The sequence below is a fragment of the Mesorhizobium sp. SEMIA396 genome (assembly GCF_024518615.1).
Taxonomy (GTDB): Bacteria; Pseudomonadota; Alphaproteobacteria; order Rhizobiales; family Rhizobiaceae; genus Mesorhizobium.
This window is the reverse complement of sequence record NZ_JANIFC010000002.1, coordinates 618,059-629,996: the sequence shown is the minus strand read 5'-3', so window position 1 is coordinate 629,996 and position 11,938 is coordinate 618,059. Positions and strand designations below refer to the sequence as shown.

The window sequence follows — 11,938 nt, the reverse complement described above, 5'->3', positions numbered from 1 at the left end:
TCTCCCCGTATAGTGACGGGGAGAAGGAGGCTGGCCGCAACCTCGGCGTCCGTCTTGCAACCATGGTGATTGGCGAAACCGGCGATGACGGCGCCCCTCTCCCCGTCACTGTACGGGGAGAGGATGCCGGCAGGCAGGTGGGGGGCAGCGCCAACGCTCGATCTCTTCATCAAATCAATTCCCCGCCTGTTGCTGCGGCAAGAGATAGCCGGTGGTCGACCGGGCGAGCACGAGATAGTGCGCGGCGACGGCCTTGACCTCGTCTGTCGTGACCTTGCGGATGCGGTCCGTCCACTGCTGGACGTCCTGCACATTGCCGCCGGTGGCCAGCGTCGAGCCGTAGATGTTGGCCATGGAATCCTGCTTGTCGCGGGCAAAGGTCATCGACCTGACATAGCGGTCCTTGGCCTTTTCCAGCTCCGATGGCGTGACGCCATCCTTGACGATGCGCACCACTTCGGCATCGACCGCCGCTTCGACGTCGGAGATTTTAGCATCGCCGCGCGGCGCGCCATAGACGGTGAAGTTGGTGTCGTCGAGCATGGTGCCCTGGAAAAAGGCGCCGGCGCTGGATGCGATACCTTGCTGGACGACGAGCGCCTGGTAGAGCCGGCTGCGATTGCCGCCGCCGAGGATCTCCGCCAAGAGGTCGAGCGCTTCCGCCTCGCCCGGCTTGCCTGTGTGATAGGACGGCACCACCCATTGGGTGGAAAAGCTCGGCACGCTGACGCGGGCATCGGCGAGCGTCACCGTGCGCTTGGTGTTCTGCTCCGGCTCGACCGGACGGATGCGCGGCGGCAGATCGGGGCCGCGCGCCACCTTGCCATAGGTCTTTTCGGCCAGCGCCCGCACCGTGTCCGGGTCGACATCGCCGGCAACGATCAGCACCGCGTTGTTGGGCCGGTAATATTTGTCATAGAAGGCGACAGCGTCGGCGCGGTTCAGCTGCTGCATCTCCTGCATCCAGCCGATGACCGGGATGCGATAGGGCTGGTTCTGCCACAGCGTCGCATCGACCTCCTCGTCCAGCACGGCCTCGGGGCTGTTGTCGATGCGCGAGCGGCGCTCCTCGAGGATGACATCGCGCTCGGTCTTGATGACATCGTCGGTGAGGATGAGGTTGCGCATGCGATCGGCCTCGAAGCTCATCATCAGCTCGAGCGCCGACGGCGCCACCGTCTCGTGGAAGGCGGTGTAGTCGTAAGAGGTGAAGGCGTTGTTGGAGCCGCCGATATCGGAGATGGCGCGGTCGAACTCGCCCGCCGCATGGTTGGTCGTCGCCTTGAACATCAGATGTTCGAAGAAATGCGCAATGCCGGATTTGCCGGGCGGCTCGTCGGCGCTGCCGATCTTGTACCAGACCATATGGGTGACGATCGGCGCACGGTGGTCGGGAATGACGACCACCTCCATGCCGTTGTCGAGCAGGAAATCCGTGACCTTGAACTCGGCCGGAACCGTGTTGGGCAAGACGGGGCTCTCGGCCAGCACCGGGCTGGTCATGACAAAAGCCAAAGAGGACGCCAACAGCGTTCCGCGCAGCCATTCAATCGTGGATGTCATCAACGGCTCCGGTTCTGTCTGCAGACGATAGGCAAGGTACTGGCGACAAGCAAAGTTAATTGTTGGTCATTTTAGAGGCGGAGCTCGGTTCCTCGCCCCCGTGAAGCGGGGGAGAGGAACCGCCAATCGCGAAGGCGTATCAGGCCGCCTCGATAAAGCGGATGACGGTCTCGCCATAGTTGCGCTCGTCCAGCACGGAAAAGCCGGGGCCCGGCTCGAAGGGCGCCACTGCCGCCTCTTCGACCACGCACAGCGCGCCAGGGCGAAGCCAGCCGCCGGCTTTCGCCGACTGCAAGGCGCGCTCGCCAAGGCCCTTGCCATAGGGCGGGTCGGCAAAGACGAGGCCGAACGGCGCCAGCGTGCCCGCTTCGCCAAGGCCGGTGGCATCGCGGCGGAAGATCTTGGTGCGGCCGGTCAGGCCGAAGGCTTCGACATTGTCGCGGATCAGGCCACGGCCTTCGGCCGATTCCTCGATGAAGACGCCGTAGGAGGCACCGCGCGACAGCGCCTCGAGCCCCAGCGCACCGGTGCCGGCGAACAGGTCGAGCACGCGCGCGCCGTCCAATTGCGCGGCAAAGCGATGCGCCAGCACGTTGAAGACCGCCTCGCGGGTGCGATCGGTCGTCGGACGAATGGCGCTCGAGCGCGGCGTCGCCAGCGGACGCCCGCGAAACTCACCACCGACGATTCTCATCTCGCTTTGGGGCCTCGGGGACCATTGCGCGGACGCTCACCGCCGCCAGCCCCGCCCGGACGTTCGCCTCTCGGCTTGCCGAACGGTCTTGCACCGGCGGGTTTGCCATAAGACGGCTTGAACGATGCCTTGCGCGCCTTGGCTTCAGCCGCCTTGGCGGCATCGGCGTCGGCCCTGCCCTTGCCGATCGGCCGCGCGCCCGGTGCCATCCAGACATTGGCCTTGCGCTGGCCGGGCGGCTCGATCGGCCGCTGCTCGCGCTCGGACTTTTTGCCACCGCCCGGCTTGCCGCCAAAAGCACCACGCGGCTTGTCGCCGAAGCCACCGCGCGGTTTGTCGCCAAAATTGCCGCGCGGCTTGTCGCCAAAGCTGCGTTCGGGGCGCGGGCCGCGTTCGCCAAAACTCTTCTCCGCGCTTCTGTCGGGACTTGTCGACAGTTTGCCCAGCGCCTCGTCGCGGCTGCCTTCGCGGCGCTTGCGGTTCTTGATCAAACCGCCCTCGCCGATCGGGCGGCGCTCACCGTCGCGGGTGAATTTCGGCCGCTCCGGCTCCGGCTCGCGAACTTCGGTGCGCCGCACCGGCTTGTTGGAAAACGGCTTGGTGACATCGGCGTCGAAATTGGCGCCGGATTCCTCGACCAGGCGCTCGCCGAGTTGGTCACGCAGAACCCTGCCCTTGATCTCGAGCACATGGCCCTCGGCGAGGTCATCGAGCTGGAACGGCCCGTAGGAGATGCGGATCAGCCGCGTCACGTCGAGGCCGAGCGAGCCAAGAATGTTTCTGACTTCGCGGTTCTTGCCCTCGCGCAGGCCGATCGTCAGCCAGGCATTGGTGCCTTGCTCACGGTCGAGCGTCGCTTCGATGGCACCGTAGAACACGCCGTCGACGGCAATGCCTTCACGCAGGCCGGCAAGCGCGCTTTCCTCGACCTTGCCGTGGACGCGCACGCGATAGCGGCGCAGCCAGCCGGTGGCCGGCAGTTCGAGCACGCGCGAGAGGCCGCCATCATTGGTGAGCAGCAGCAGGCCTTCGGTGTTGATGTCGAGCCGGCCGATGGTCATCAGCCGCGGCAATTCAGCCGGCAGCACGTCGAAGACGGTCTTGCGGCCCTCGGGATCGCGGTTGGTGGTGACGACGCCGGCCGGCTTGTGGAACAGGAACAGCCGGGTGCGCTCGATCGGCGGGATTTCCATGCCGTCGAGATGGATGATGTCATCAGGCATGACGTTGAAGGCCGGCGAAGTCAGGGCGCGGCCATTGACCTTGACGCGGCCGGCGGCGATCAGCTCCTCGGCATCGCGGCGCGAGGCCAGGCCGGCGCGGGCCAGCCGCTTGGCGATGCGCTCGCCTGCCTCTTCCGCGCCCTCGGCGGGACGCGGGCGCGGCTTGAAGCTGCCGCCTGACGCGCCTTGCGGCCGATCGTTGAAATCCCGCTTCGGGCGATCGCCGAAATCGCGCTTGGGGCGGTCGACGAAGTCACGCTTCGGCCGATCGCTGGCGTCGCGCGGCGCGCGGTCACTGAAATCACGCTTAGGACGGTCGAAACGCTTTTCGCCGCCCGCTGCCGCCGCAGCCGGCCGGTCGCCCCGCGGTGCATAGGGCTTGCGCGGCCCCTCGCGCTTTTCATAGGGCTTGCGCTCGCCTTCGGCGGCCACCGGGCGATCGCCACGGGGCGCATAAGGCTTGCGCGGCCCCTCGCGCTTTTCATAGGGCTTGCGCTCGCCTTCGGCGGCCATCAGCCGGTCGCCGCGCGGTGCATAAGGCTTGCGCGGCCCCTCGCGCTTTTCATAGGGCTTGCGCTCGCCTTCGGCGGCCACCGGGCGATCGCCGCGCGGTGCATAAGGCTTGCGCGGCCCCTCGCGCTTTTCAAAAGGCTTGCGCTCGCCTTCGGCGGCCACCGGGCGATCGCCGCGCGGTGCGTAGGGCTTGCGTGGTCCTTCGCGCTTCTCATACGGTTTGCGCTCACCCTCGGCGGCCATCGGGCGGTCGCCGCGCGGTGCGTAGGGCTTGCGCGGCCCTTCGCGCTTCTCAAAAGGCTTGCCTTCGGGACGCGGGCCTTTGCTGAAAGGCTTGTCCCCGCCCTTGAAATCGCGCTTCGGCCGCTCGCCATCGGCAGCCATCGGCCGATCGCCACGCGGTGCGTAAGGTTTCTTGGCGCCAAAGGACGGCTTGCCGCCCTTGCCCGCGGCGCCATCACGGCTGCGCGGTCCCGCGGCTTTCGGCCCACTCTTGGCCGGACCGTTCCTGGGTCGGAATTTCTTGTCGTTGTCGTCCATGTGGCCTTTATCCGTTTGCGCTGCTACAGCGTGGCGCATCCTTTCGGGCGCGCAACGAACGCTGTAGCACTTTTGATGTGGCGCATGATCATTTTCGAAAACCGAGTCCCGATTTTCGAGGTCCTGCGCTCAATAACAGGATCACTGGAGTTTGTCAGGGAAAAGTGGAGACCGGTTTTTCCAAAAAGACAAACGAAAATCAAAAGCCTGGAGCAAGTGCGGTTCATTCGAAACGAACTTGCTCCGTCAGGTGGCGAGGAGATAATCGGAGTGGAAATCGCGTGAAGCGGCCCGATTTCATGGCGCTGGCACTGAAGGAGGCCGAGGCTGCCGCCTTGCGAGGCGAAGTGCCGGTCGGCGCCGTCATCGCCAATGGCGCTGGTGTTGTCGCCAGCGCCGGCAACCGCACACGCGAACTTGCCGACCCGACCGCGCATGCCGAGATGCTGGTCATCCGCGAAGCTTGCCGCAAACTGTCGGCCGAGCGGCTGACCGGCCATGATCTCTATGTGACGCTGGAACCTTGCGCCATGTGCGCCGGCGCCATTTCCTTTGCCCGGCTGCGCCGGCTTTATTTCGGCGCCGCCGACGACAAGGGTGGTGCCGTGGTCAATGGCGTACGTTTTTTCGCCTCGCCGACCTGCCACCACGCGCCCGACATCTATCCGGGCATGGGCGAGACCGAAGCGGGTCTATTGCTCAAGGAATTTTTCCGGGAACGGCGCGGCTGAACCGGGCGCAACGCCCGGCGACACAACGTGGTGTTCTTACAGAGACGGCATCCAGTCGAACCAGCCGCTGCCCTTCTTGCCTTCCGCCTCTTTCTTGAGGCGGCGTTCCTTCTTGTACTCGTCCTCGCCAAGCTGATCTTGCGGCGCCGTGCCGGCCGCGACACGATACTGCACTGGAGGCTCGCTCAGATATTTGCGGGTGTTCGGATCGCCCTGCTTGCTGTCGGCAAGGCGGCGCTGGATCTCGGCGGCACGGCCCTTGTCGGAATCGGCCGGTGTCCATGCCGGCGGGTGGCTCGACCCTGACTCCGCCATCGCCCTCTTGACCGAGGCCGGGTCCGTCTGCACGTCGTCGATGATCTCCGACTGATAGGCCGGGTCGTTCTGATGGGCGGTGGCGTCGGCGCGCAAGCGGGCGCGGCGCTGCTCGGGCGATTCGGGCCATTCGGCGCTCGCCGTCTCGATGCTGTCCTGCGGGGCCGGCAGCGCTTCCTTCTGGCCTGGCGCCGGCTTCACGAGCGTCGGACGCGGCTTGTAGTCGATCTGTTCCTTGCGCTTCGGCGCGAATGAAAAAGCGCCCGAAATATCGCCGGCCAGTTGTTCGCCGGCGGTCTTGTCGGTGCCGTAGGTCGGAGAGCCCATGCAGCCCGACAAAGCGAGGCCCGACGCGACAAGCGGCGCCAGCAGCGCCAAGCGCGCATTATATCTCTCGGTCATGCCAAAAAGTCCCACTCTAGACAGCCTCTCGATTGCCACCAGCTTGTGGCCGGTCCCCATCGTCCAAGCACTTGCGACGGAAATCCGGCGACAATTTGTCTTCCGGAGTTTCGCGTGTTTACCTCAACCACTCGTTAAGGGCAACGCGCGGGCGGTTTTCGCCCGCCCGGCGTGGCATTTGTGCACCGATCCAGCCGACTAACCGTTAAAGTCGGCCAAGCGCTTTCAATTCATGCAGCACCGCCGCATCCCTGGCCGAAACATCCGGGAATTCCGGATCCTGGCCAACATCGGCGGTGTAGCGCCAGGAGCGTGCACATTTTAACAGGCCACGATCCTCGGCCTTCTCGACCACCACGGCGACACCCTTGACGTCGTCGATCGCGAAGGCACCAGCCGGTGCCTCGCCATGAGCGATGACCAGATCGCTGGTGATCGCCATCTCGGCCATGTCGACATCTGAAATCGCCGCTTCGAGCGCTGCGTCGTTGATTGTGACGACCGGCACCGCTTCCAGCGACGATCCGATCACCTTCTGGGCGCGCGCGATCTCCAGCGCGCCGGTAACGACGCGCCGCACCTGCCGCACCTGGCGCCACTTTTCCGCCAGCGCCTCGTTCTTCCAGTCCGCCGGGATTTGCGGGAACTGGTCGAGATGCACCGAGACGGCGTCGGGATGACGGTCAAGCCAGGCCTCCTCCATGGTGAAAGGCAGCATCGGCGCCAGCCATTTCACCAGGCAATCGAAGAGATGGCGCACCACCTGCACCGAAGCCTTGCGCTTCAGGCTCGACGGCGCGTCGCAGTAGAGCGCGTCCTTGCGGATGTCGAAATAGAACGCCGACAGCTCGACCACCATGAAATCGAGCAGCATGCGGGTGATGCGCTTGAATTCGAAGGCGTCGTAGCCCGAGCGCACGACCTCATCGAGCTCGGCCAGCCGGTGCAGCATCAGCCGCTCCAGCTCCGGCATTTTCTCCAGCGGCACCTCTTCGCCATCGTCATGGGCAAGCGTACCCAGCATCCAGCGGATGGTGTTGCGCAGCTTGCGGTAGGCGTCGATGTTGGTCTGCAGCACGTTCTTGCCGAGCCGCTGGTCCTCCCAGTAGTCGGTCGTCACCACCCACAGACGCAGTATATCGGCGCCCGACTGCTTGATGACGTCCTGCGGCACCACGGTGTTGCCCAGCGACTTCGACATCTTGCGGCCATCCTCGTCCATGGTGAAACCATGGGTGACGACGGTGTCGTAAGGCGCCCTGCCCCTGGTGCCGCAGCTTTCCAGCAGCGACGAATGGAACCAGCCGCGATGCTGGTCGGAGCCTTCGAGATAGACGTCGGCCGGCCATTTCAGGTCAGGACGATCTTCCAGCGTGAAGGCGTGCGTCGAGCCCGAATCGAACCAGACGTCGAGGATGTCCATCACCTGCTTCCACTTCGAAGCGTCGTGATTGCCAAGGAAACGCTCCTTGGCATCAGCAGCGAACCAGGCGTCGGCGCCCTCCTGCTCGAAGGCGTCCATGATGCGCTGGTTGACCGCTTCGTCCTTCAGCACATTGCCGTCGGCATCGGCGAAGACAGCGATCGGCACGCCCCAGGCGCGTTGGCGCGACAGCACCCAGTCCGGCCGCTCCTCGATCATGGCGCGGATGCGGTTCTGGCCGGCGGCGGGCACGAAGCGGGTGTCGTCAATGGCCTTGAGCGCCCGGCTGCGCAGTGTCGAGCCGTCGCCGAGGTCCTTGTCCATGTAGACGAACCACTGCGGCGTGTTGCGAAAGATGATCGGTTTCTTGGACCGCCAGGAGTGAGGGTAGCTGTGCTTCAGCCGGCCGCGCGCGAACAGCGCGTTGCGCTTGATCAGCTCGTCGATGACGGCCTGGTTGGCGTTGCCCTTCTTGCCGTTGTCGTCGATGACACGCGCCGGTCCACCCTCCCGGTCGGGGCCGAAACCCGGCGCGTCCTTGGTGAAGAAACCGCCGTCGTCGACGGTGAACGGGATGGCGGGATCGATGCCGCGTGCGCGCAGATCCACCGCCGCATCCATCCAGGCGTCAAAGTCCTCGCGGCCGTGGCCGGGCGCGGTGTGGACGAAGCCGGTGCCGGCATCGTCGGTGACGTGGTCGCCGGCGAGCATCGGAACGGCAAAGTCGTAGCCGCCGCAAAAACCCTTGAGCGGATGCGAAAGCGTAAGGCTTCCAAGCTCTTGCGCCGAAACGCTGCGGAGACGATTCAAGGTGACCTTGGCCTTGACCGAGGAGTCTTCGGCCAGCGCATCGGCAAAGATCAGTTTTTCACCCGACTGCGGGCCGAATGCGTTCTCGGCTGCCGTGACCTCATAGAGGCCATAGTTGATGCGCGGCGAATAGTTGACGGCACGGTTGCCGGGGATCGTCCATGGCGTCGTCGTCCAGATGACGACATGTGCCTGCAGCAGATCGAGTGCGCCCTCCGTCAGCTTGGTCTCGCCATCGACAGGGCGGGCCAAGCTGGCGACCGGAAACTTCGCCCAGATCGTGTCGCTCTCATAGTCGTGGTACTCGATCTCGGCCTCGGCCAGCGCCGTGCGCTCGACCACGCTCCACATCACCGGCTTGGAGCCGCGATAGAGCTGGCCCGACATGGCGAATTTCAAGAGCTCGCCGGCGATGCGCGCCTCGGCATGGAAAGCCATCGTCGTATAGGGGTTCTTGAAATCGCCGATGACGCCGAGGCGCTGGAACTCGGCCCCCTGCACAGCGATCCAACCCGCGGCGAACTCACGGCATTCCTTGCGGAATTCGTTGACCGGCACCTCGTCCTTGTTCTTGCCCTTGGCGCGGTACTGCTCCTCGATCTTCCACTCGATCGGCAGGCCGTGGCAGTCCCAGCCGGGCACATAGTTCGAGTCGTAGCCGCGCATCTGGAACGAGCGGGTGATGACATCCTTGAGGATCTTGTTCAGCGCGTGGCCGATATGGATGTTGCCGTTGGCGTAGGGCGGCCCGTCATGCAGCACGTATTTCGTGCGGCCGGCAGCGCTCTCGCGCAGCTTGCGGTAGAGATCCATGTCCTGCCAGCGCTTGACCAGCAGCGGCTCCTTCTCCGGCAAGCCGGCACGCATCGGGAAATCCGTCTGCGGCAGGTAAAGCGTTTTGGAATAGTCGATCGTTTCAGTTGTATCGGTCATTGGTCTGCCATTTGCATTGCCCGGCGGGCGTACAAGCTCGGGCGTGAACTATCATGTTATGGAAAAAGCGCGAGGGGGCGCGCAGAAACTCCCGGCGGCTCCGGCGGCGCTCAGGCCACCCGGAACACCGGGCCTGTAATTCGTATCGCGATCGCGAAAAGGCGCGAAAAGCTGGTCATGGCTGGGCTTTTAGCCGAAGCCACGGCAGGAATAAAGCGTCTCGTTCGATTCACCTACATCGTGAAATCGAAGCGGTAGGTGGTCGACACGCCAATCATGAACTGGTTGCGGTCGCCGCGCTCCTTGACCAGGCTGGAATCGGCCGCCGGTCCCATCAGGCGCGAATATTCGCCAAACAGGCTGGCGGTCATCGGCTCGGTCACCTTCCAGGTTATGGCGCCGCCGAGGCCGGTCGATTTCAGCCCGCCACCGGGATGATATTCGCTCAAGCCCGAGGCCACGGCTTCCTGTGCGTTGACGCCGTAATAGGCGTCGAAATAATTGCCTGAGGCGAAGGAAACACGCGGACCGCCCGAAATCCTGACGGTCGGCGTCACATCGTAAAAGGCGTCGGCGGCGATGTCGGCGACAAAGCCGTTGTGAGCGCGAATGCCGTGGCGCAGCTCGGCGCGGGCGCGCAGCCAGTCGGTCGGATAGAATTCGAAGAAGCCGCCGACTTCCCCGCCCCAGCGCACCGGATCGAGGCCCTTCAGCTCATCGGCGTTGTCATCATCGCGGGAAAATAGGAACTTGCCGGTCAGGCCGGCGCGGAAACCGCCATCATCGACCAGCGCCAGCGAGATGTTGTCGTTGCGCGAGACAAAGCGGGCCGCCGGTCCGGCCTTGCCCAGCGAAATGATCGGCGAGGCGCTGAGCAGGTACTTTTTGCCGCCCTCGAAATTCGGCGCCACCATGCCGGTGGCACCTACGGTCAGATACCAGTCGCCGGACAGCCAGCTGCCCTCGCCCGCATGGGCAGTGCCCGCTCCGCCCAGCACCGCAGCGGCCAACACCAGAGAGATTCTTCCGACCGGACTCATGGCCACTCCACTAACACGACACACACGATTACCGATGACAGCTTTGACGGCCCTTTGGTAAAATTTGATTTAAACCCGAGACATACGCTCGCGCTTTTGCAGCGGTCCCGCTGCCGGTCATCGACTGGACGTTGGCCCGTGCCCGGATTACCTTCCATCCGCAGTATTCCGCAGCCCTCGATGGAGACCGCGACAATGACCCTGCATGGCGACGCCTTGAAAATCGCGCTCGAACAGACACGGACAAAATGGGGATGGTTTGTCGCGCTCGGTGTGCTGCTGCTCATCTTCGGCGGCATTGCCTTCGCCAATCTGTTCGTCGCCACAGTGGCTTCCGTCTACGTCGTGGGATGGCTGATGCTGATGGCGGGCATAATCGAGATCGTGCACGCGTTCGGCGTCAAGACCTGGAGCCGGTTCTTCTATTGGCTGCTCAGCGGACTGCTGTACGCCGTTGCCGGCTTCTTCGCTTTCGGCAATCCGCTGCTTGCCTCGGCGGTGCTGACGTTCCTGCTGGCGATCGCGCTGGTCGCGTCAGGGGTGCTCAGGGCCTGGGTCGGCTACAGCCATCGGCCGGAACGCGGCTGGGGCTGGCTCGTCGCTGCCGGTGCCATCAGCGCGCTTGCAGGCCTGATCATCGCGATGGGCTGGCCGGTCAACAGCCTGTGGGTGCTCGGGCTGTTCCTGGCGATCGACCTGATCTTCCAGGGCTGGACCTTCATCGCCGTCGGCCTGGCATTCAAGAAGTAGCCGGCATCACGCCTGGCTCAAAAAGCCATGGCCGCGTCGAGCTCGGAGAGCGGCCTGACGCCGGCGAGCAGCGCGCGTGCCTCGGCTTCATCGCGTTTCATCTGCGCGACCAGCGCGTCGAGCCCATCGAACTTCACCTCCGGGCGCAGGAAACCGAAGAAGGAAACCTGACAGACCTCGCCATAGAGGTCTTCGGAGAAGTCGAAGACGAAGGTTTCCAGCAGCGGCGTGCCATTGTCATTGACGGTCGGGCGCCGGCCGAAGCTGGCGACGCCGTCGTGAAGCGTGCCGTCGGCGCGGCGGAAGCGGACGGCATAGATGCCCTCCTTGAGTGCGGCTTCAGCCGACAGCCTCATATTCGCGGTTGGAAAGCCAAGGGTGCGGCCAAGCTGCTGTCCGCCGACCACTTCGCTTTCGACGGTGAAGCGGTAGCCGAGCAGACCGGCGGCTTCGGCCACTTCGCCCTCGCCCAGCAATCCGCGGATGCGGCTGGACGACACCACCTCGGCGCCCTCGTCCCGGAAGGCGTCGACGAGCGTGACGCCGAAGCCGTGACGCTCGCCGGCCGCCATCAGGTAGGCCGGGCCGCCTTGACGATCCTTGCCGAAGTGGAAATCGAACCCGGTCACGGCGTGGGTAATGCCAAGGTTCGTTTCCAGCACATCCGTCACGAACGCTTCCGCCGACAGCGAGGCGAAGTCGCGCGTGAACGGCTGTTCGACCAGCGCGGCAAAGCCCAGCAGCGACAGGAGCCGCGCCTTCATCGGCGGCGGCGTCAGCACGAACAACGGGATATCAGGCCTGAAGATCTTGCGCGGATGCGGTTCGAATGTCAGCACCAGGGCCGGTGCGCCGCGCCGTCCGGCCTCGGCGGAGGCGCGCTCGAGCACCGCCTGATGGCCGCGATGGACGCCATCGAAATTGCCGATCGCCACCACGCCGCCGCGCAGGTCTGCGGGAAGCGGCGCGGTTGCCAGGATGCGCTGGAAGGCTGCCATCGT

Annotated in this window: 9 protein-coding genes; 2 read left to right on the top strand and 7 right to left on the bottom strand. The window is 64.7% G+C overall.

The features are described 5' to 3' along the window. Nucleotides 1–174 precede the first annotated feature (174 nt). The 3 genes from NP503_RS08015 to NP503_RS08005 form a co-directional block, all read right to left on the bottom strand. Nucleotides 175–1,563 (bottom strand): pitrilysin family protein, encoded by a 1,389-nt coding sequence (locus tag NP503_RS08015; protein ID WP_127266867.1) that lies wholly within the window; start codon nt 1,561–1,563, stop codon nt 175–177. 139 nt (nt 1,564–1,702) lie between these two features. Beyond that, nucleotides 1,703–2,257 (bottom strand): 16S rRNA (guanine(966)-N(2))-methyltransferase RsmD, encoded by a 555-nt coding sequence (gene rsmD / locus NP503_RS08010; protein ID WP_127266868.1) that lies wholly within the window; start codon nt 2,255–2,257, stop codon nt 1,703–1,705. Further along, nucleotides 2,254–4,533 (bottom strand): pseudouridine synthase, encoded by a 2,280-nt coding sequence (locus tag NP503_RS08005; protein WP_236383411.1) that lies wholly within the window; start codon nt 4,531–4,533, stop codon nt 2,254–2,256. The genes rsmD and NP503_RS08005 overlap by 4 nt, the downstream gene beginning before the upstream one ends. A gap of 281 nt (nt 4,534–4,814) precedes the next feature. On the opposite strand from NP503_RS08005, the gene NP503_RS08000 reads away from it, so the two are divergent. Further along, nucleotides 4,815–5,264 (top strand): nucleoside deaminase, encoded by a 450-nt coding sequence (locus NP503_RS08000; protein WP_127271509.1) that lies wholly within the window; start codon nt 4,815–4,817, stop codon nt 5,262–5,264. Between the two features lie 36 nt (nt 5,265–5,300). Here NP503_RS08000 and NP503_RS07995 read toward each other — a convergent pair whose 3' ends face one another. The 3 genes from NP503_RS07995 to NP503_RS07985 all read right to left on the bottom strand — a co-directional run bounded on the left by NP503_RS07995 (nt 5,301) and on the right by NP503_RS07985 (nt 10,187). Then, the gene (locus NP503_RS07995; protein ID WP_127271160.1) at nt 5,301–5,981 is read right to left on the bottom strand and encodes a hypothetical protein; all 681 of its coding nucleotides are present in this window, start codon (nt 5,979–5,981) and stop codon (nt 5,301–5,303) included. Between the two features lie 205 nt (nt 5,982–6,186). Further along, nucleotides 6,187–9,147, bottom strand: coding sequence for an isoleucine--tRNA ligase (gene ileS / locus NP503_RS07990; protein ID WP_127271507.1), 2,961 nt, complete (start codon nt 9,145–9,147; stop codon nt 6,187–6,189). 233 nt (nt 9,148–9,380) lie between these two features. Beyond that, the gene (locus NP503_RS07985; protein ID WP_127271597.1) at nt 9,381–10,187 is read right to left on the bottom strand and encodes a MipA/OmpV family protein; all 807 of its coding nucleotides are present in this window, start codon (nt 10,185–10,187) and stop codon (nt 9,381–9,383) included. Between the two features lie 195 nt (nt 10,188–10,382). On the opposite strand from NP503_RS07985, the gene NP503_RS07980 reads away from it, so the two are divergent. After that, complete coding sequence (locus NP503_RS07980; RefSeq protein WP_127271600.1) at nt 10,383–10,937, top strand: HdeD family acid-resistance protein; 555 nt, start codon at nt 10,383–10,385, stop codon at nt 10,935–10,937. 17 nt (nt 10,938–10,954) lie between these two features. Here the strand turns inward: NP503_RS07980 and NP503_RS07975 are convergent, their stop codons facing one another. After that, nucleotides 10,955–11,935, bottom strand: coding sequence for a bifunctional riboflavin kinase/FAD synthetase (locus NP503_RS07975; RefSeq protein WP_127271602.1), 981 nt, complete (start codon nt 11,933–11,935; stop codon nt 10,955–10,957). Nucleotides 11,936–11,938: the final 3 nt, after the last annotated feature.

Coding starts and splice junctions, on each gene's coding strand:
- NP503_RS07975 (WP_127271602.1), bottom strand. CDS start 11,935: ATGGCAGCCTTCCAGCGCATCCTGGCAACCGCGCCGCTTCCCGCAGAC.
- NP503_RS08005 (WP_236383411.1), bottom strand. CDS start 4,533: ATGGACGACAACGACAAGAAATTCCGACCCAGGAACGGTCCGGCCAAG.
- ileS (WP_127271507.1), bottom strand. CDS start 9,147: ATGACCGATACAACTGAAACGATCGACTATTCCAAAACGCTTTACCTG.
- NP503_RS07985 (WP_127271597.1), bottom strand. CDS start 10,187: ATGAGTCCGGTCGGAAGAATCTCTCTGGTGTTGGCCGCTGCGGTGCTG.
- rsmD (WP_127266868.1), bottom strand. CDS start 2,257: ATGAGAATCGTCGGTGGTGAGTTTCGCGGGCGTCCGCTGGCGACGCCG.
- NP503_RS08015 (WP_127266867.1), bottom strand. CDS start 1,563: ATGACATCCACGATTGAATGGCTGCGCGGAACGCTGTTGGCGTCCTCT.
- NP503_RS07995 (WP_127271160.1), bottom strand. CDS start 5,981: ATGACCGAGAGATATAATGCGCGCTTGGCGCTGCTGGCGCCGCTTGTC.
- NP503_RS07980 (WP_127271600.1), top strand. CDS start 10,383: ATGACCCTGCATGGCGACGCCTTGAAAATCGCGCTCGAACAGACACGG.